This is a genomic window from Halomonas sp. 1513 (assembly GCA_001971685.1).
Lineage (GTDB): Bacteria > Pseudomonadota > Gammaproteobacteria > Pseudomonadales > Halomonadaceae > Franzmannia.
This window is the reverse complement of the sequence record CP019326.1, coordinates 1,194,380-1,214,319: the sequence shown is the minus strand read 5'-3', so window position 1 is coordinate 1,214,319 and position 19,940 is coordinate 1,194,380. Positions and strand designations below refer to the sequence as shown.

The window sequence follows — 19,940 nt, the reverse complement described above, 5'->3', positions numbered from 1 at the left end:
CAGGGCATCGAACGCGGCGGCTAACACGGCGTCGTGCTCCTATCTATCTGCAAAGGATGATGGAGAGCGCTGCAGTAAGCGTGGCAGCGAATCCGATACGACGCGGGGAGGGCCCTGCAGCCCTCCCCTGACATTGCTCAAGTCACCTCAAAGGTCGGCGTCGTAGCGCTCCTTGAAGGTGTCGCGCAGATAGTCGAGCGCCTCATCGGAAATCTCCAGGGTGGCGCTCATGGCGGTGTAGGCGTCGTCGCCCACCAGCCACTCGTAGGGGCCATTGGCCGCTTCGGAATCGGCGATAAAGTCCTCATCCTGGCGCGCCTGCTCGAAGGCGTAGCGCAGGTCGTTGATGGAGTCTTCCGGGGCGTCGGCCTTGGCCCACAGCATCTTGATGCTGCCCGCGGAAAGCACCGCGCGATAGGCGTCCCAGGCCACGCCGGAAGGCGCCTCGCCGTGACGCTCCTCGTATACCTCGGCCACCGTCGGCATGTCGGGGAAGGCCGGGTCGCGCACCAGCTCGCCGTCGGTGTCGATGATGCCGAGGCTGAACAGCGGCACGGCGGTACCCTCCTCGACCAGCGGCTCGACGTTGGAGGTGTAGGCACTGGTGGTCTGGAAGTCGAGGTTGGTCTCGCCCTGCTCCAGCGCCAAGCGGGTCGGCCCGCGGCTCTCGTAGCCGAAGATGGCATCGTGGGGCAGATCGAGCAGTGCGAACGCGGCAAGCGCCATGGAGCCGATCGCCTGGGGCGACACCTCACCATAGATCAGCTCGTCGACGTCCCATAGCTCGAGCGGTTCATCGATGCCCAGATCGGCACTGGCATAGATCACCCCACCCTGGGCCATGGCAACGATCGGCTCATAGTCGCGAAAATCGTAGCGCACCGCACTGGAGCCATACATGAACGGAAACACCTGGCCGGCGCTCTGCAACATCACGGTCATACCGTCGCTTGCCGTGCGCAACTCGAACTCGTTGGTGCCCTGGACGCCACCCGCGCCGGGCCGATTGACCACCTGAACGCTGACGTCATCCCCAAGGAAGGGACCAATAGTGCCGGCAATATAGCGTCCCCAGGTGTCAGCCCCGCCACCCGGCGCCCAGGGAGTCAGAATCTCGAGGGTCTCACCCTCGTAGAAACCGCTCAGTTCGGCGTGGCTGTTGGCCGCGACGCCAACGGTGAGGCCGGCAGCCACTGCCAGGCTGAGGGTATGGCGAGCAAAGCGTGAGGTATGGTGTCTGGCGTTATTCATATTGTGAACTCCCGTGTGAGTTTCCGACCGACGGTGGACGGCCATCAGGCTGCCGCCTCCGCCACTTGCTGTTATTGTGTACCTGAGTATGCAATTGGGCTCAGTGATATGCAATAGTCAGAAAAAGCGCGCTATGCTGGCAGGCAACACACGCCTATGTGTATTAAAGAGTAGACACTTGCATACGCCAACGTCGACATCTGTTTACCCCGCCGCCGCTACGCGCGGCTTCCCATTACAGGAGCACACCGCATGGACATGGCACTCACGGACAAGGTGGCACTAGTGACCGGCGCCAGCCAGGGCATCGGATTCGAAACGGCGCTACTGCTCGCCGAGGAGGGTGCGCGTGTAGCGCTGGTGGCACGCCGCGAGGCGCCGTTGCAGGAAGCCGCAGCCCGCATCGCCGCGCACACCGGGCAGCAGCCACTGACCATCGTTGCCGACATCGCCAGCGCCAGTGGCCCGTCGGAGGCGGTCGCCAAGACGGTCGCGGCCTTCGGCGGCCTGGACATCCTGGTCAACAACGCCGGCAGCAGCGCTTCAGGCCCCTTCCTGGAGGCTGACGATGCCACCTGGCAGGCCGATATCGAGCTAAAGCTGATGGGCGCGGTGCGCGGCATTCGTGCCGCTGTGCCCCACCTAGCCACCTCTCCCGCGGCGGCGATCATCAACATCACCACGGTGTCGGGCAAAGCCGCGCCAGCCAAGACCCTGCCCACCTCGGCGACCCGCGCCGCCGGCATTGCCCTGACCAAGTCGCTGGCCAACGAGCTCGGCGAGCAGGGCATTCGCGTCAATACCGTATGCCTGGGCCGTGTGCGCTCGGCCCAGGTCGAACGCCGCTGGCAGCGCGAGGCGCCGGAGCTCAGTTGGGAGGCATACTCGGCGCGCCAGGGCCAGGCCATTCCTCTGGGCCGGCTAGGTGACGCCAAGGACGTGGCCAATGCCATCGTGTTCCTGGCCTCACCGCGTGCCGGCTACGTCACCGGTGCCAGCCTCAACGTCGACGGCGGCCGCAGCGCCAGCGTCTAGCCCACCAACCAACAACAAGCACTAGGAGATTCACCATGCCCAGCGTTGCACAAACCTTGATCGACGGCCTACGCCGCGAAGGCGTCACCCACGTATTCGGTATTCCCGGCACCCAGAACCTGGCGCTACTCGACGTGATCCGCGAAACGCCCGAGATGCGCTTCATCCTCACTCGTCACGAGCAGGGCGCGGCTTTCATGGCCTACGGTTACGCTCGCGCCGGCCAGCGCCCGGCGGTGGTCACCGCCACCGAGGGGCCCGGCGTCACCAACATGGCCACGCCCTTTGGTGCCGCCTATCGCGGTAACGTGCCGCTGATCGGCATCAACGGCCTGCAGGAGGAGTGGCTGCGCGAAAAAGACGCCAGCCAGGAAATGGACCAGATCACCTTCTTCAAGCCGATCACCAAGTGGGCTTACTCCATTACTGGCCCCAACAAGGCCCAGGAAGCGCTGCGCAAGGCGTTTCGCACGGCGCTTGCCGAACCACCGGGTCCGGTTCATCTGGAGGCTTCAACCGCCATCTACCGCGCCGAGGTCGAGGCCGAGGCGCAGTCTCCGCAGCAGTACCGCGCCAGCGTATTGCCCGAAGTGGCCGGCAGCTGCCTCGACCAGGCCGCAGCGCTGTTGGCCAAGGCCGAGCGCCCGGTGATCCTGGCCGGCAGCGGCGTGCTTCGCGAGCGCGCCAGCGCCGCACTGATCGCCTTTGCCGAGCAGCACAGCATCCCGGTCGCACCGCTGCAGTTCAGCCCCGACGCCTTCCCCACCTCGCACCCCTTGGCGGCCGGACCGCTGGGGCGCAACGGCTGGAACAGCGCCAATCGGGTGGTCAAGCAGGCCGACGTGGTGATCGCGGTGGGCGCGCGTATGGATCTGTTCTCGACCACCTTCAAGCATGGCCTGATTCGCGAGGAGGCTACCCTCATCCATCAGGCGGCCAGCGTCGACCCCATCGGCACGGTCTTTCCGGTGGATGTCGCCGCGGTAGGCAGCACGCCGAGCTTTCTGGCCGGCCTTAGCGCACGCCTCGACGGCCAGCAGTGGAACTGGGTCGACGTGGCCGCCGAAGTGGCGCGCTGGGAAGAGGAGCGCCAGGCGTTGATCGACCCTCATGCCGAGCCGATCCAGCCGCCGTTCGTTGCCGACGTGCTCAGGCGTACCCTGCCCAAAGGCGGTATCATGGTGGTCGACGCCGGTAACGCCGGCAAGCACGTGCGCCAGCACTTCGTCAGCTACGCCCCGGACACCTACATGTTCATCGACAACTGGGCGGCGGTGGGTGCCGGCTTCCCCACCGCACTGGGTGCTGCGCTGGCCCGTCCCGAGGTACCGGTGCTGGCGGTGCAGGGCGACATGGGCTTCATGTGCAACATCGGCGAACTCGAAACCGCGGTGCGCGAGAAGATCAAGCTGGTCGCCGTGGTGATCAACGACCAGGGGCTCGGCAACGAGCGCGCCTTCCAGGATGCCCACTACGACGGTCGGCATTTCGCCGTCGACTACCAGAATCCCGATTTCGGCGTCCTGGCCCGCGCCTTCGGCGCCCACGGCGAGCAGGTAACCCGGCCCGGCGACCTGGAAGCCGCCATGCAGCGCGCCTTCGCCGCCGACGGCCCGGCGGTGGTCGACGTGATGATCGACAAGCAGCAGCTGGCCCCGGTGCTGTTCAAGGCCTGAGCCGCCGCCAAAGGCCACGCAAGGAGAGTCATGGACGATAGCCCGCCGGACCGCAGCGCGATTCGCAACCTGGTGATGGTCTGCATCGGCCTGACCAGCGTGTTCGTGTCCCAGACCATGCTGCTGCTGGCGGTGCCGCTGCGGGCGCTAGAGCTGGGCGCCAGCCCGTCGCTGGTGGGGGTGATCCTTTCGGCGCCGTATCTGCTGCCGCTGGTATTGGCGATTCCGCTGGGCGGCATCGTCACCCGGGTCGGGCCGCAGAAGGTGTTCTTCATCGGCGCCATCGGCATGATGATCGGCCCCTGGTTGAGCCTGGCCGCTCCCACCTTCAGCGGGCTGGTGGCCACCCAGATCACCATCGGCCTGGCCCACGTGGTAATGGTGATCGCTGCCCAGTCGGTGGTCGCCGGGCTGGGCCGCGGGCGTGCTCTGGAGCGCTACTTCGGCTGGTACACCATGTGTCTGTCGGGTGGCCAGTTGATCGGCCCGCTGCTCGCCGGCTACATGATCGACAGCCTGTCGATGGCCTGGGTGTTCGCCACCATCGGTGCCATCCCGGCGATCAGCCTGGTGAGTTCCTGCTTCTTCGTCGGCAACGCCCGCCGCGGACACGCCACGCCGCGCTCGCTGCTCGGCTATCGTGCCCAGGCCTCACTGCTGCGCGACAATATCGGCGTACAGATGTCGATCGCAGTGACCGTGGCGGTACTCTTCGCGCTCGGCGCGCATGCCGCCTTCCTGCCGGTCTACCTCGAGGAACTGACCTTCTCGGCGACGCTGATCGGCGTGCTGGTCAGCCTGCGGGCGCTGGCGGCGATGGTGATTCGCCCCGTCATGCCGCAGGTCATCCAGGCGCTGGGCGGTCGCGCCAGGACCATGATCGCCTCGCTGGCGGCGGTGGCCATGGGGCTGATGTGGACCGGCATGACCGGCAGCGTGGCGGCACTGGCCGTGCTGGCGATCCTGGTCGGCATGGGCTCGGGGATCTCGCAGCCGCTGTCGATGGTGATCCTCGCCGAGCACGTTCACCCCGAGCAGCGCTCCAGCGCGCTGGGCATGCGCCTGATGGGCAACCGCGGCGCCCAGGTGCTGGCACCGCTGGTGCTCGGGGTGATCGCCGAGCTGGTCGGCTTCACCCTGACCTTCCTGCTGGCCGGGGCCGCGCTGCTGGCGGTACTGGTTATCGTGGTACGCCTGCGCCCGGCCTTCGAGCGCGCCGAGGCGGACAATGCCCGGCGCTGGTCCTGAGCGGTTTCCGCGGGTCTGATCACGCCGGCACGAAGCGCAGCGCCAGGCCGTTGTTGCACCAGCGCAGCCCGGTGGGATCGGGGCCGTCGTCGAACACATGGCCCTGATGGCCCTTGCAGCGCGCGCAGTGGTACTCGGTACGCGGGAAGAACAGGAAGTAGTCGACCTGGGTCAGCAGATGCCCCTCGACGTGCTCGAAGAAGCTCGGCCAGCCGGTTTTGGAGTCATACTTCATGTCGCTGGTGAAGAGCAGCAGATCGCAGCCCGCGCAGCGATACTCGCCGTCGCCCCACTCCTTGTCCAGCGGGCTCGAGAAGGCCCGCTCGGTACCGTGGTCGCGCAGGATCTCGTACTGCTCGGGGGTCAGCCGCTCGCGCCACTCGTCGTCACTGAGCTCCAGCGGTTCAAGGCCGGGCGCCGGCTCGAGATCGAGCTTGGGGCGCCCCAGCGCCACGCCGGGCAGCAGTCCGGCCAGGCCGCCTACCCCCAGCAGTCCCATAAACTGACGTCGCTTCATTCTACCCTCCCCTCCCGTGCGGTGAGACCTCGTCGGCACCTACCCTACGCAACGAGGGGAAGCGTTTGGCGCTTCCCCTCGTTCAGACCCTCGGCGTTGCGAGGGGTTCAGCAGCCGTCAGTCGAGACGCGGCCCGGCAGCAACGATGGCCGCATCGACGCCGGCGAACTTCTTGAAGTTGTCGACGAACTTGGCTACCAGGTCCTGCATCTGGCGCTGGTAAGCGGTCTGGTCGGCCCAGGTCTGGCGCGGATCGAGCAGGCTCGAGTCGACGCCGGGCACCGCTACCGGCACGGCGAGGTTGAGGCCTTCAACGGTGCGCGTCTCGGCCTCGCGCAGCACGCCGGACTGGATCGCACTGATGATGGCGCGGGTGGTGGGAATCGAGAAACGCGTGCCGCCCTGACCGTAGGCGCCGCCGGTCCAGCCGGTGTTGACCAGGTAGACCTGCGAGTCGTAGGCCTCGACGCGCTTGATCAGCAGGTCGGCGTACTCGCGGGCCGGGCGCGGGAAGAACGGCGCACCGAAGCAGGTCGAGAAGGTCGCCTCGAGGCCCGAGGACGAGCCCATCTCGGTGGACCCCACCTTGGCGGTATAGCCCGACAGGAAGTGGTAAGCGGCGGCCTCCTTGGACAGCACTGACACCGGCGGCAGCACGCCGGACATGTCGCAGGTAAGGAAGATGATCGCGCTGGGCTCGCCGGCGCGATTCTCGGCGACCCGCTTGGCGACGTGCTCCAGCGGATAGGCGGCCCGCGAGTTCTGGGTCAGGCTATCGTCGGCGTAGTTGGGCTCGCGGCGGTCGTCGAGGACCACGTTCTCGAGCACCGCGCCAAACTTGATGGCCTGCCAGATCACCGGCTCGTTCTTCTCCGAGAGGTCGATGCACTTGGCGTAGCAGCCGCCCTCCATGTTGAACACCGTGCCCTCGCCCCAGCCGTGCTCGTCGTCGCCGATCAGGTAGCGGCCCGGGTCGGCGGAGAGCGTGGTCTTGCCGGTGCCGGAGAGGCCGAAGAACAGCGTGGTCTCGCCATCTTCACCGACGTTGGCCGAGCAGTGCATGGGCAGCACGTCGGAGTCCGGCAGCAGGAAGTTCTGTACCGAGAACATCGCCTTCTTCATCTCGCCGGCGTAGCGCATGCCGGCGATCAGCACCCGCCGACCGGCGAAGTCGATGATTACCGTGGACTCGGAATGGGTGGCGTCGCGGGCCGGATCGCAGACGAAATCGGCGGCATTGAGAATCGTCCACTCGTCCTTGCGGGCCGGGTTGTAGGCCGCCGGGCGCACGAACATGGTACGCCCGAACAGGTTGTGCCAGGCGGTCTCGGTGACGGTGCGAATCGGCAGGTAGTGCTGGGGGTCGGCGCCGACGTGCAGCTCGGAGACGAAGTGATCGCGCTCGGCGAGGTAGGCATCGACGCGTTGCCACAGCGCCTCGAACGCCTCGGCGTTGAACGGCCGGTTGACGCTGCCCCACTCGATCTGGCCGCGGGTCGAGGGCTCGTCGACGATGAAGCGATCTGCGGTGGAGCGCCCGGTGCGCTTGCCGGTGTTCACCACCAGGGCGCCGTTGGCGGCAAGCCGCCCTTCTCCGCGCTTGACCGCTCGCTCGGTTAGCTCAGCGTGGCTGAGGTTGGTGTAACGCATGGGCGTGTCGGATGGTTGGTGCGCGGCGGCGGGTGCGGCTTGGGTCGTGGTCATGTTGGTGTCCTGGGCCTTGCGGCCGATTCTCTCTCGTTAGCCGGGCGTCTGACGACGCACTGAGTGCCTGATGGCCCGCCGGTGAACGAGTGGGCTCGTTTCTGGTGGGGCGGCGGGCGATCGCGTCAAAGGGGCGGCCATTATGGCAAAAACAATTCTTGTAGCAAACGGCGCATTTCGCGGCATTTCTTGTAGTTTTACTACTACATGCCGCGCGTTTGGCGCCTTGCCAACCGTCGGGGTGGCGGCCGTCAGTGCAGCGTGGGAGGGGGAGCATCCGGCGCCTCGATCAAGGCCTCGATCTCGGCAGCACCGAAGTGATAGCGGGTATGGCAGAAGTGGCACTGGGTGTCGATGGCCTGCTGCTCCTCGAGGATCTGGCGCAGCTCCTCGGCACCCAAGCTGTAGAGCGCCTGGGCGATGCGTTCCCGCGAGCAGTTGCAGCCGAAGCGCAGCGGCTTGGGCGGAAACACCCGCGCCTGCTCCTCGTGATAGAGCCTGAACAGCAGCGTCTCGGCGTCGAGCTCGAGCAGCTCGCTGTGCTGCAGGGTCGCGGCGAGGTGCACGCTGCGCTCCCAGGCATCCGGGTCGTGATGGTTGGCGTCGTCAGGCAGTTGCTGGAGCAGCAGGCCGGCGGCCCGCGCGCCGTCGGCGGCCAGCCATAGCCGGGTCGGCAGCTGCTCCGACTGGCTGAAATAGGCCTCGAGGCAGCCGCTCAGGCTGTCGGCGGAGAGCTCGACGATGCCCTGGTAGCGCTTGCCCTCGCGGGGGTCGAGGGTGATCACGATGCGTCCGGCGCCCAGCAGCTCCTTGAACGCTGCGTCGTCGGCGGGCAGCGCCTGGCCTTCGCCGAGGCGCGCAATGGCGCGCATTTCACCGCCGGGGTTGGACTCGGCCATCAGCAGTTCGAGGGGGCCGTCGCCGCGCACCTCGATGCTCAGGGTACCGTCGAGCTTGACAGTCTCGGTGAGCAGCGCCACCGCGGCCAGCAGCTCGCCGAGCTGGCGGCTCACCGCCAGCGGGTAGGCGTGACGGTCGAGCACCTCCTGGTAGACGCGGTCGAGCTGCACGATCTCGCCGCGCACATTGGTACCATCGAAGAGAAAACGCTGAATCTGGTCGGTCATGGGACTCTCGGTTGAACAGTAGAACGGTCAGTCGTCGCCCTGACGGCGCTGAAAACGGGTGATCTCGCGGCGCTGCTTCTTGTCGGGGCGCTTGAGGGGATGCTGCATGGCCTGGTTGGTGAGCCGCCGCGCTTCGGCTTCGCGCTCGCGGCGCGCCACGCTGTCGGCGGTCTCGCGATACAGCTCGCGGGCCTCGGGGGCGCCGCGGCGCTGGCCGGAGAGCGCCACCACCTCGACCTCGAGGATGTCCCAGCCCTGGGGCACCCGCACCAGGGCGCCGGTCTCGACGTTCTTGCTGGTCTTGGCGCGGGCGCCGTTGTAGTGCACCTTGCCGCCCTCGATGGCCTTCTTGGCCAGCTGCCGGGTCTTGAAGAAACGCGCGGCCCACAGCCACTTGTCGAGTCGGACGTTATCCATGGCGCTCTCCATCCTTCAATGCGGTGGTCGCTCATCGGGCAGTATGGTGGCAAAGCGATCCAGGGCGATGAACTCCTCGAGGGCCTTCTCTGGCCGGCTGCTGTCGGGCTGCTTGATGCCCAGCAGGTGGCGAATGCCGTACTCGCGGGCGCTCTCCAGCACGTGGGGGTTGTCGTCGATGAACAGGGTGCGGGCGGGATCGAAGGGTTCGACCTCCTGCAGCTCGAACCAGAACTCCTGGGCCTCCTTGGCCACCCCCAGGTCCGCCGAGGAGACGATCGCATCGAGGTATGCCTCGAGCCCGGTCAGCGGCAGCTTGAGCCCCAGGCTGGCGCGGTCGGCGTTGGTCGCCAGCACCACCCGCGGGTGGGCGCGCTTGAGCCACTTGAGAAAGTCCAGGGCGTCGCTGCGCAGCCCGATCAGGTGCTGCACCTCGCGCTTGAGGGCGACGATATCGACGTTCAGCTCGTCACTCCAGTAGCTCAGGCTGTACCAGTTGAGGGTGCCCTGCTCGCCGATGATGCGCGCCTTGAGCGCGTCCTGGGCGGCGGCGTCGAGGCGATGCAGCTCGGCATAGCGCCGCGGCAGGTGCTCGAGCCAGAAGTGGCTGTCGAAGTGTAAATCCAGCAGCGTACCGTCCATGTCCAGCAGCACGGTGTCGATGGCCCGCCAGTCGATCATGCTCAGGGCTCCGCAGTGGTGAATCGAGAGTGGTATTGTACGCGAACCGATGGGCCGAGACACGGCCCGCCACGCGGCCTGCCAGGAGTCACCATGCCAGCACCCTATCTGCAAAAGCCCCAGATCCTGTCGCGCCAGGAGGTCGCGCGCAGCCGACTGTTCAACGTCGAGCAGCTGGAGCTCAGATTCTCCAACGGTGAAGAGCGCACCTTCGAGCGGCTGATGGGCAGCGACCACGGCGCGGTGATGATCGTGGCCATGCCCGACCCGGAGCATGTGCTGCTGATCCGCGAATACGCCGCGGGCTTCGAGGACTATGTGCTGACCCTGCCCAAGGGGCTGGTCGACCCCGGCGAGGACATCGTCGGCGCCGCCAACCGCGAGCTGATGGAGGAGTGCGGCTTCGGCGCCAATAGCATCGAGCCGCTGGCCGAGCTGTCGCTGGCGCCCAACTACATGCGCCACCGCATGCAGGTGATGCTGGCCACCGACCTCTACCCCAAGCGCCTGCCCGGCGACGAGCCGGAGCCGCTGATCGTCGAGACCCACGCCATCGACGAGCTGCCGGCGCTGCTGGCCCGCGACGACTTCCATGAAGCGCGCGCCATCGCCGCGCTATACATCGCCCGCGACCTGCTGCGCGAGCGACGCGAGGGGCTGGACCTGTGGTAGTCCCTCAGAGGCTAACCCAGCGGCCCTGGCGATGGCTGTCGAGCCCCGCCTCTAGCAGGCGCATGGAGCGCAGCGCATCCTCGACGCTGACCGGCATCTCGCCGCTGCCGCTCAAGGCCGCGACCACGCCGCGGTAGTAGGCCAGGTAGTCGCCAGGCAGCGTGGCATGAGACGCTTCGCGGACTTGCCCCTCGCTGCCTTCGGCGAGGCTGAGAGAGCCGTCACGAAGATCCACGCCCCATGCCGGTGCCGGCGTCTCGCCGGCCTTGAGCCGCGCTTCCTGGGGATCGAGGCCGTACTTGACGTAGCTGCCCTGAGTACCGTGAACACGAAAGCGCGGCGTCTCGGCGGCGACCAGGGCGCTGGCGGCCAGGCTGACCCGACAGCTCGGGTAGTCGAGCAGACACAGGAAGTCGTCCTCGACGCTGGCCTCGTCGCGCTGCCTGGCCAGGTTGAGCTGGATGGCACGGGGCATGCCGAACAGCTCGCAGGCCTGGTCGAGCAGGTGTGGGCCCAGGTCGTACCAGATGCCACCGCCGGGGCGCGGCTTCTCGCGCCAGCGGTCGCGCACCGCCGGGCGAAAGCGGTCGAAGCGCGACTCGAGGCTCACCACCCGGCCCAGCTCACCGCTGGCCAGCAGCGCCTTGAGGGTCATGAAATCGCTGTCCCAGCGGCGATTGTGGAATACCGACAGGCGCCGCCCGGCGTCGTCGGCCAGGCTCTTGAGCTGCTTGGCTTCGGCCAGGGTCACCGTGAACGGCTTATCGAGCACCACGTGCTTGCCCGCCGCCAGGGCCGCCTTGGCCAGCGTGAAATGGGTCTCGTTGGGGGTCGGAATCACCACCAGATCGACGTCGTCGCGGGCAAACAGCGCCTGGGGCGTGGCCGCCACGGCCACCTCGGGCAGTGCCGCCGCGACCTTGGCGGCATCGCTGGACGACACCGCGGTCAACTGCAGGCCGGGGGTAGCGAGAATCAGCGGCACATGGAAGGTCTGGCTGGCGAAACCGTAGCCGACCACGGCGACGTTGACATCGTGCGACATGAGCACTCCTTGTCGGTGGCTTATGACGATATGGCGTGATGCATATCAAAAAACGGTCAAAGAAAGGTCATCTCGACCTTGGTGTAGGGGTCCATACTCAGGGGGCTGTTTGCAATCCCGTCACCCACCCAAGGAGGCAAACGCATGTGTTGTTCAGAAGAGAGTCTAGCGCTACTGGAGACATGGTATGCGTTGGAGTGCCAGCTGCAAGCGCTGGCCGAGCCACCGGTTAGGCTGAACGAAGCGGCGTGATGCGCCACTGCCTACAATTCGAGCCCCCGCTTCCAGGCGGGGGCTCGCGGTTTCCGCTTAGATAACCCCGGCTCTCCGGGCGATCTTCGTTGCCCCAGAGCGAAGGACGCCGGGGACAGGCCGAAGAGGAGGTTTGCGCCATGGGTGAGGAGCACTGCTCCAAACGGGCTGGCCATGGATGGCCAGCACCGGTCCTGCAAGCGAAGCAGGATGCGAGAGCGAAGCAGGGCGCAAGGTAGCGCCCAGGGACGGGTTTACAGCGCCTCCTCGCAGGCCTGTCGACGGATCAGTTCGAGCGGTGCTGGCTGATCTGCGATAGCCCTGCCGCTAACTCAATCCAACTTGGAAAGATCGCGCACCGCGCCCTTGTCCGCCGAGGTGGCCAGCAGCGCATACGCCTTGAGCGCCGCCGAGACCTTGCGGTCGCGCTGGATGCGCGGCTTCCAGGCGTCCTTGCCACGGGCCTCCTCGGCCTCGCGGCGGGCCGCCAGCTCGGCATCGCTGAGCTTGACGTTGATCGCCCGCTTGGGGATATCGATATGGATGATATCGCCGCTCTCGATCAGGCCGATGGCGCCACCCGCTGCGGCTTCCGGCGAGACGTGGCCGATCGACAGGCCCGAGCTGCCGCCGGAGAAGCGGCCATCGGTCATCAGCGCACACTCCTTGCCGAGCCCCTTGGACTTGAGGTATGAGGTCGGGTAGAGCATCTCCTGCATGCCGGGGCCGCCGCGCGGTCCCTCGTAGCGCACCACCACCACCTCGCCGGGCTTCACCAGCCCGCCCAGCACGTGCTCCACCGCCTGGTCCTGGGACTCGACCACGTGAGCCGGCCCCTCGAACACCAGGATCGAGTCGTCGACGCCGGCGGTCTTCACCACGCAGCCGTCCACGGCGATATTGCCGAACAGCACCGCCAGGCCGCCCTCGCGGGAGAAGGCGTGCTCGAGATCGCGGATACAGCCGCTGACGCGGTCGCCGTCGAGGCTCGGCCAGCGCGCGGCTTGCGAGAAGGCGGTCTGGGTCGGCACACCGCCGGGGCCGGCCTTGAAGAACTCCACTACCGCGGCGCTCGGATTGCGCATGATGTCCCACTCATCCAGCGCTGCCTTGAGGGTGTCGCCATACACGGTGGGAACGCGGGTATCCAGCACCCCGGCGCGATCCAGCTCACCGAGGATCGCCATGATCCCGCCGGCGCGATGGCAGTCCTCGATATGGTACTGCTGGGTGTTGGGCGCCAGCTTGCAGAGCTGCGGCACCTCCCGCGACAGGCGGTCGATGTCGGTCATGGTGAAGTCGACCTCGGCCTCCTGGGCGGCGGCCAGCAGGTGCAGGATGGTGTTGGTCGAGCCGCCCATGGCGATGTCCAGGGTCATGGCGTTCTTGAACGCCGCCTTGGAGGCGATGGCGCGCGGTAGCAGGTGCGCCTCGTCACCCTCGTAGACGCGCTTGGCGAGTTCGACGATGCGGCTGCCCGCCTCCTCGAACAGCCGGCGGCGGTCGGCATGGGTGGCCAGCACGGTGCCGTTGCCGGGCAGCGCCAGGCCCAGCGCCTCCATCAGGCAGTTCATCGAGTTGGCGGTGAACATGCCCGAGCAGCTGCCGCAGGTGGGGCAGGCGCTGCGCTCGATCTCGTCGATCTCCTCGTCGCTGTACTTGTCGTCGGCGGCGTAGATCATGGCGTCGATCAGGTCGATGCCGTGGTCGAGCAGCTTGGTCTTGCCGGCCTCCATGGGGCCGCCGGAGACGAAGATCACCGGAATGTTGAGGCGCATCGCGGCGTTGAGCATCCCCGGGGTGATCTTGTCGCAGTTGGAGATGCACACCAGCGCATCGGCGCAGTGGGCGTTGACCATGTACTCGACGCTGTCGGCGATCAGGTCGCGGCTGGGCAGCGAGTAGAGCATGCCGTCGTGGCCCATGGCGATGCCGTCGTCCACGGCGATGGTGTTGAACTCCTTGGCCACCCCGCCGGCCTTCTCGATCTCGCGAGCCACCAGCTGACCCATGTCCTTGAGGTGCACGTGACCGGGCACGAACTGGGTAAAGGAGTTGGCCACGGCGATGATCGGCTTGTGGAAATCGTCATCCTTCATGCCGGTGGCGCGCCACAGGGCGCGGGCGCCGGCCATGTTGCGGCCGGCGGTGGTGGTACGCGAACGATACTCGGGCATGCTGTCCTCTAGCGTCGATGCCGCCTGCGGCCGCCCTCACTGTGCGGGCGACCGGCGGTCTTAATAGGAAGTGGTACGGCAATTTTGTCATGCGCGCCGGGGGCGCGCCACTGCCGCTTAAACTCCCTAGCAGCCACGGCTATGATCTGAAACATCGCCGAGCGAAGGTCAGAGGACTAGCTACCAAGCCAGATGACATGGCGCGCCCCCTTCCCCGGCCGATGCGCCCGCACCTGATGCTCGCTGACGCTGAAGCCGACCCGCTTGAGGCGCTCGCTGAAACCGGCATCGCGCCCCGCCGACCACACCGCCAGCACGCCGTCCTGGCGCAGCGCGCGCTGGGCGCTCTCCAGGCCGCGCGGCGAGTAGACGAGGTCGTTATCCTTGCGGGTCATGCCCTCGGGGCCGTTGTCGATATCCAGCATGATGGCATCGAAGCCCTCGGGGGAGTCGCGCATCAGTTCCGCCACGTCGCCGACGTGGACCCGGGTACGCGGATCGTCCAGGGGGCGCCCCGCCGCCTGGCCAAGCGGCCCTCGGTTCCAGTCGACCACCTCGTGCACCAGCTCGGCGACCACCACCTCGGCGTCACTGCCCAGCGTGGCCAGTGCCGCGGCGAGGGTAAAGCCCATGCCCAGGCCGCCGACCAGCACGCGCGCGCCCGGTCGGGTGGCGACGTCTGCACAGGCCAGCTCGGCCAGCGCGTCTTCGGAGCCGTGCAGGCGACTGTTCATCAGGTCGCCGGGCTGGCCGACGATACGAATCGAGAACTCGTCGTTACGCTGCAGCAGCCTGAGCTCCGTGCCCTGGCCGGGAATGGCAGCCCGGCCGATTTCTGCGAATTTTGCCATGCGATCTCGTCATCTGGGGATGGGCGCAGCGCGCCCGTTCAGCCGAATACCACCTTGGCCACGTCCTGGTAACGGCTTGCGAAGTGCACCGTCATGCCCGCCTTGAGAAAGTCGGGCAGCTCATTGTAATCGCGGCGGTTGGCGTCGGGCAGGATGACCTCGAAGATATCGCTGCGCCGGGCGGCGATGATCTTCTCGCGGATGCCGCCCACCGGCAGCACCTGGCCGGTGAGGGTCAGTTCGCCGGTCATCGCCAGCTGACGATCGATGGCCTGGTGACGCGCCAGCGACAGCAGCGCCGTGGCGATGCTGATCCCCGCCGAGGGGCCATCCTTGGGCGTGGCGCCCTCCGGCACATGCAGGTGGATGAAGGCATCGTTGAAGAAGTCGCCGTCGGCGCCGTACTGCGCAAGATGGCCCTGCACGTAGCTGTAGGCGATATTGGCCGACTCCTTCATCACCTCGCCGAGCTGGCCGGTGAGCTTGAAGCCGCGGTCAAGAGCGTGCACCTTGCCGGCTTCGATGGGCAGCGTGGCGCCGCCCATGGAGGTCCAGGCCAGACCGGTGACCACCCCTTCGCCTTCGAGCACCTTCTCCTTGCGGAACAGCGGCGCGCCGAGGAACTCCTCGAGGTTGTTCACCGATACCTTGACCGACTGCTGGCCGTTCTCGAGCAGCTTGACCGCCGCCTTGCGCACGATGCGGTGCAGCTGCTTCTCGAGCTGGCGCACCCCCGCCTCGCGGGCATAGCCCTCGATCACCTGCTTGAGCGCCGCCTCGGTGAGGTTGATGCGCTTCTTGGCGATCTTGTCGCGCTTGAGCAGCTTGGGCCACAGGTGGTGCTTGGCGATGGCCAGCTTCTCCTCGGCGATATAGCCGGACAGGCGAATCTGCTCCATGCGGTCGAGCAGCGCTGGCGGGATCGAGTCCAGCGTATTGGCGGTGCACACGAACAGCACCTTGGAGAGGTCCATGCGCACGTCGAGGTAGTGGTCGAGGAAGTCGACGTTCTGCTCCGGGTCGAGCACCTCGAGCAGCGCCGACGCCGGGTCGCCCTGGAACGACTGTCCCATCTTGTCGATCTCGTCGAGCATGATCACCGGGTTCTCGACCTCGACCTCCTTGATCGCCTGCACCAGCTTGCCGGGCATGGCGCCGACGTAAGTGCGGCGGTGGCCCTTGATCTCGGCCTCGTCGCGCATGCCGCCCACCGAGAAGCGGTAGAACTCGCGGCCCAGCGCCTCGGCGATGGAGCGGCCCACCGAGGTCTTGCCGACCCCGGGCGGGCCGACCAGCAGCAGGATCGAGCCGCCCACGTCGCCCTTGAAGGTGCCTTCGGCGAGGAACTCGACGATGCGCTCCTTGACGTCGGCCAGGCCGTCATGATCGCGGTCGAGCACCTGCCGAGCATGGCCCAGGTCGAGCTGGTCCTGGCTGGTGATGCCCCACGGCAGCGAGGTCAACCAGTCGAGGTAGTTGCGGGTGGTGCCGTACTCCGGCGAGCCGGTCTCGAGGACCGAGAGCTTGTCGAGCTCGTCGTCGATGCGCGACTGTACCCGCTCCGGCACGTGCAGCTCGACCAGCCGCTTGCGGAAGGTGTCGACGTCGTTCTCGCGGTCATCCTTGGAGATGCCCAGCTCGCGCTGGATCACCTTGAGCTGCTCGCGCAGGAAGAACTCGCGCTGACGCTCCTGCATCTGGGCGTTGACCTGCTCGCTGATCTCGCTCTGCAGCTGGGCGACCTCGATCTCCTTGTGCAGCAGCGGCAGCACCTTCTGCATACGCGCCATCACCGGCAGGGTCTCGAGGATCTCCTGCAGCTCCGGCCCCTTGGCCGAGGTGATGGCCGCGGCGAAGTCCGACAGCGGCCCCGGCTCATGGGGGCTGAAGCGGTTGAGGTAGTGCTTGAGCTCCTCGCCATACAGCGGGTTGATCGGCAGCAGCTCCTTGATGCCGTTGATCAGCGCCATGGCGTAGGCCCGCGCCTCGTCCTCCTCGGCGTCGATGGGCTCCTTGGGGTAGCTGACCTCGACCAGATACGGCGGCGTCTTCGACAGCCAGCGCTGGATCTTGAAGCGCCGCATGCCCTGGGCGATGAACTGGATCTGGTCGTCCTCGCCCTGCACCTTGTGCATGCGCACCGCGGTGCCGATCACGGGAAAGTGCTCATGGCCCAGCTCATCGACGCCGGCATCGCCGACGAAGGCCAGGCCCACGGAGTGGTGAGGGGTATTACCGACGCGCTTGATGGTCTCTTCCCAGCGCGGGCGGTGAATCACCAGCGGCTGCACCTGGGCGGGAAAGAACGGCCGATTGTGGATCGGCAGCAGGTAGAGTCGCTCGGGCAAGGTGTCACGGGCCGGCACCACGGCGCCGTGGTGATGCGACTCGGTGTCGCCCGCTTCATGCTCATCGCGAGGGGCGGTGTCGAAGATTACGTCATGCAGATCGTCGCGTTCGCTCATCGTGCATCCCTGTTGGCAGCGGTGGGCAGTTGCCCTGTTGCCAACAGGAATGCGGGCGAGGCAAGCAAACTTCAAGCGTGACCGCCGCTTATGTCGGTTGCCGCGCGGCTACCAGAGCGGCGGCAGCGGCTCGCCGTTGAGCGTCAGCGAGCCGCCATCGATGCGAATCTCGAGGTCCTCGGTGTCCAGCGGCAGCCCCAGCTGTAGCGCCACGAAGCGCGGCAGGTCACGCCATACGAAGTGGCCATCGAGACGCGCCAGCCAGGGATTGTCGGTAGCGACCACCTCGAGGTCGGCCAGCGACAGGCGCTCGATATCGCTGCCGTCGAAGACCAGCTCGCCCTCGACATGCGCTTCGACACCGAACATCGGACTGGCGAGCTGCAGCGGCTCGAGGGTCAGCCGCGGCGAGTCGACCAGGGTTGCGAGCACGTAGGGCTCGAGGCGCATCGCCAGCGCCTCGGCCTCGCGGTCGGTCAGCGGGTCCTGGCTATCGCGGGCGGCCAGCGCCTCCCGCAGCTCACGGCTCAGGGTGCGCACGGCATCGGCGTTGAGGCGCGACACACCCAGCGCCAGCTCGCCGGCGAGCGCCGGCTCCCCCGCCAGCATCATCTCGCCCAGCGACAGGCGCCCCGCCAGGGCCAGCTCGTCGCGGCCCAGACGCACCTCGCCGCGATAGCCCAGCGCCTGCAGGGCGATCTCGGGACCGTTGGCCTGAGCCAAGCGCAGGTAGGCGAGCTGCATCTCGTCACGCTGCAAAAAGTCGTTCTCGCCGTAGCGGTAGTGGCTGTCGAGCTGCAGCGGCCCCACCTCCAGCCGCTCACCGTCGACGTCGAGGCGCCACGGCGCCACGCTGCCGGTCAGTGACAGATCACCCTGCTCGCCGCTGAGACGCAGCGCCAGGCCTTCGAAGTCGAGCTCGCCCTGCTCGTCGGAGACCTGGAAAGGCGCCATGTCCAGGCGGCCCTCGAAGGTCTGCGACAGGGTCTGGTACTCGCCGTGCCAGCGCGGCGGGCTGGCCGGCAGACGCTCGCCGAACAGGGTGTCGTCACCGCCCTCGAGCTGCAGCTGCAGATCACCCTCGATGCGCGTGGTCAGCAGGCCATGCTGGGCGACATAGGGCAGCGACAGCTGCCAGTCGTCGAGCAGCGCGGTGAGCTGGATCTCGCCGCGGGACACGAACCAGCCACGATCGAGCTGGTCGCGCTGCACGTGCAGGTCGCCGCGCGCCTCGAGATCGTCCAGGGTGCGCGACAGCTCGCGCTCGAATATTGCACTCGAATAGGCCTGGGCGGCCAGATAGCCGGCTCCCAGCACCATCACGGCGGCAACCAGTAGGCGTCCCTTGCGCATGCTATTCCTCAGTGACAAAGATGGTTCGAACGAGGCGTCGCCGCCTCAGTGGAGCCACAACCAGAGGTGAATGGTACTCCAAGCATAGATGCCCGCCAGCACGTCATCGATCATGATGCCGAAGCCCCCCGCCACGCGGCGGTCGGCCCAGCGGATCGGCCACGGCTTGAAGACATCGAAGACACGAAACACGACGAACCCCCACAGTGCCGCCTCCCAGGAGAACGGCACCGCTGCCATGGTGATCCAGTAGCCGACGAATTCGTCCCAGACGATGCCGGAGTGGTCGTGGACGCCGAGATCCCGCGAAGTCACCTCGCACAGCCATACGCCGATGATGAAGGTGGCGAGGATGATCAGCATGTACCAGGAGAGCGGCAGTTCCGACATCAGCCAGTAGAAGGGAATCGCCGCCAGGGTACCGAAGGTGCCCGGCGCCCAGGGCACGGTGCCGCTGCCGAGACCGAAGGCCAGGAAGTGGGTGGGGCGTCGCCAGACGCTGGCGGGAGCGCGGTTCATGCCTCACCTCCCGGGAAGTGCTGCCAGCCATCGACCGCGGCCACGCCGCGCACCCCCGGCGTGGCGCTGCAGCGGCCGATGACGGTCAGGGCCACGCCGATCTCGGCGAGTCGCCGCCGGGCCTCGTCCAGCGCCGCCGCGGGCAGGCTGACCAGCAGTTCGTAGTCGTCGCCGCCGGCCAGCGCCGCCTGGCGGGCACCCTCCTCGCCCAGCGCCGCGACCAGACCGTCGGCCAGCGGCAGTGCCGCGGCGTCGAGCTCGGCGCCGACCCCGGAGGCCTGACACAGGTGGCCGAGATCGGGCAGCAGGCCGTCGGAGAGATCGATCGCCGCGCTGGCCAGGCCGCGCAGCGCCAGGCCCGCGTCGAGACGCGGCTGGGGGAGCAGGTAGCGCGCCAGCAGGGGCTGCGCCAGATCGCGCTGTCCCGCTTGCCAGGCCTTGAGCCCGGCGTGCGCCGCGCCGAGTGTGCCGGTCACCGCCAGCACATCGCCGGGCCGCGCCGCGCTGCGGGTCAACGCCGCGCCGGTCGGCACCTCGCCGTGTACGGTCACGCTCACCGCCAGGCCGCCGCGGGTCACGTCGCCGCCCACCAGGGACACGCCGGTCTCGGCACACAGCGCGTGGAAGCCTGCCGCGAACTCGCCGAGCCAGGCGTGGTCGACCTCGGGCAGCGTCAGCGCCATCAGGCACCAGCGCGGCGTGGCGCCCATCGCGGCCAGGTCGCTGAGGGCGACCGCCAGGGCGCGATGGCCGATGGCCGCGGGTGGCGCGTCAGCGGGGAAATGCACCCCGGCCACCGAGGTATCGACGCTGACCGCCAACTGGCAGCCGGCACTCGGCGCCAGCAGCGCACAATCGTCGCCCACGCCAAGCTGCACGCCGTGGGCCTCAGCCTGGGGCGAGCGCGCGAAATGACGGGCGATGAGCTCGAATTCGCTAAGCATCTTGAT

Annotated in this window: 17 protein-coding genes; 4 read left to right on the top strand and 13 right to left on the bottom strand. The window is 67.4% G+C overall.

Features of this window, described 5'->3' with window-relative positions; genetic code table 11:
- Positions 1–147 precede the first annotated feature (147 nt).
- Positions 148–1,251, bottom strand: coding sequence for a hypothetical protein (locus BWR19_05595; GenBank protein APX92456.1), 1,104 nt, complete (start codon positions 1,249–1,251; stop codon positions 148–150).
- A 252-nt stretch (positions 1,252–1,503) separates the two neighbouring features.
- Between BWR19_05595 and BWR19_05590 the strand changes: the two genes are divergently transcribed.
- Genes BWR19_05590 through BWR19_05580 form a run of 3 tightly spaced genes read left to right on the top strand, consistent with a single transcriptional unit; the run spans position 1,504 to position 5,210 of the window.
- Positions 1,504–2,286, top strand: a complete 783-nt coding sequence (locus tag BWR19_05590; GenBank protein ID APX92455.1) for a short-chain dehydrogenase — start codon at positions 1,504–1,506, stop codon at positions 2,284–2,286.
- Positions 2,287–2,321: 35 nt separating this feature from the next.
- On the top strand, positions 2,322–3,962 hold the full coding sequence (locus BWR19_05585) for a hypothetical protein (GenBank protein ID APX92454.1): 1,641 nt from the start codon (positions 2,322–2,324) through the stop codon (positions 3,960–3,962).
- 30 nt (positions 3,963–3,992) lie between these two features.
- On the top strand, positions 3,993–5,210 hold the full coding sequence (locus tag BWR19_05580; protein APX92453.1) for a hypothetical protein: 1,218 nt from the start codon (positions 3,993–3,995) through the stop codon (positions 5,208–5,210).
- Positions 5,211–5,229: 19 nt separating this feature from the next.
- On the opposite strand, the gene BWR19_05575 is transcribed toward BWR19_05580, so the two are convergent.
- The 5 genes from BWR19_05575 to BWR19_05555 all read right to left on the bottom strand — a co-directional run bounded on the left by BWR19_05575 (position 5,230) and on the right by BWR19_05555 (position 9,656).
- On the bottom strand, positions 5,230–5,727 hold the full coding sequence (locus tag BWR19_05575; GenBank protein ID APX92452.1) for a peptide-methionine (R)-S-oxide reductase: 498 nt from the start codon (positions 5,725–5,727) through the stop codon (positions 5,230–5,232).
- 117 nt (positions 5,728–5,844) lie between these two features.
- Positions 5,845–7,431: a phosphoenolpyruvate carboxykinase (ATP) gene (locus BWR19_05570; protein APX92451.1), complete on the bottom strand. Its 1,587-nt coding sequence runs from the start codon at positions 7,429–7,431 to the stop codon at positions 5,845–5,847.
- A 251-nt stretch (positions 7,432–7,682) separates the two neighbouring features.
- Positions 7,683–8,558 carry an Hsp33 family molecular chaperone gene (locus BWR19_05565; protein APX92450.1) on the bottom strand — a complete coding sequence of 292 codons (876 nt, stop codon included), beginning with the start codon at positions 8,556–8,558 and terminating at the stop codon, positions 7,683–7,685.
- Between the two features lie 27 nt (positions 8,559–8,585).
- A complete protein-coding gene (locus tag BWR19_05560; protein APX92449.1) occupies positions 8,586–8,975 on the bottom strand; it encodes an RNA-binding protein in 390 nt (129 codons plus the stop codon).
- A 15-nt stretch (positions 8,976–8,990) separates the two neighbouring features.
- Positions 8,991–9,656, bottom strand: a complete 666-nt coding sequence (locus tag BWR19_05555) for a haloacid dehalogenase (protein ID APX92448.1) — start codon at positions 9,654–9,656, stop codon at positions 8,991–8,993.
- Positions 9,657–9,749: 93 nt separating this feature from the next.
- Between BWR19_05555 and BWR19_05550 the strand changes: the two genes are divergently transcribed.
- Entirely contained in the window at positions 9,750–10,328 is a 579-nt protein-coding gene (locus tag BWR19_05550) for an ADP compounds hydrolase NudE (GenBank protein ID APX92447.1), read from the top strand.
- A 4-nt stretch (positions 10,329–10,332) separates the two neighbouring features.
- Here the strand turns inward: BWR19_05550 and BWR19_05545 are convergent, their stop codons facing one another.
- The 7 genes from BWR19_05545 to BWR19_05515 form a co-directional block, all read right to left on the bottom strand.
- Positions 10,333–11,373: an oxidoreductase gene (locus BWR19_05545; GenBank protein ID APX92446.1), complete on the bottom strand. Its 1,041-nt coding sequence runs from the start codon at positions 11,371–11,373 to the stop codon at positions 10,333–10,335.
- Positions 11,374–11,957: 584 nt separating this feature from the next.
- Positions 11,958–13,802, bottom strand: coding sequence for a dihydroxy-acid dehydratase (locus tag BWR19_05540; GenBank protein ID APX92445.1), 1,845 nt, complete (start codon positions 13,800–13,802; stop codon positions 11,958–11,960).
- A gap of 176 nt (positions 13,803–13,978) precedes the next feature.
- Entirely contained in the window at positions 13,979–14,653 is a 675-nt protein-coding gene (locus tag BWR19_05535; GenBank protein APX92444.1) for a hypothetical protein, read from the bottom strand.
- A gap of 38 nt (positions 14,654–14,691) precedes the next feature.
- A complete protein-coding gene (locus BWR19_05530) occupies positions 14,692–17,118 on the bottom strand; it encodes an endopeptidase La (protein ID APX92443.1) in 2,427 nt (808 codons plus the stop codon).
- 108 nt (positions 17,119–17,226) lie between these two features.
- The gene (locus BWR19_05525; protein APX92442.1) at positions 17,227–18,471 is read right to left on the bottom strand and encodes a hypothetical protein; all 1,245 of its coding nucleotides are present in this window, start codon (positions 18,469–18,471) and stop codon (positions 17,227–17,229) included.
- A gap of 45 nt (positions 18,472–18,516) precedes the next feature.
- Positions 18,517–18,990, bottom strand: a complete 474-nt coding sequence (locus tag BWR19_05520) for a phosphatidylglycerophosphatase A (protein ID APX92441.1) — start codon at positions 18,988–18,990, stop codon at positions 18,517–18,519.
- On the bottom strand, positions 18,987–19,934 hold the full coding sequence (locus BWR19_05515; protein APX92440.1) for a thiamine-phosphate kinase: 948 nt from the start codon (positions 19,932–19,934) through the stop codon (positions 18,987–18,989). Before BWR19_05515 ends, BWR19_05520 begins: the two co-directional genes overlap by 4 nt.
- Between the last annotated feature and the right edge of the window lie 6 nt (positions 19,935–19,940).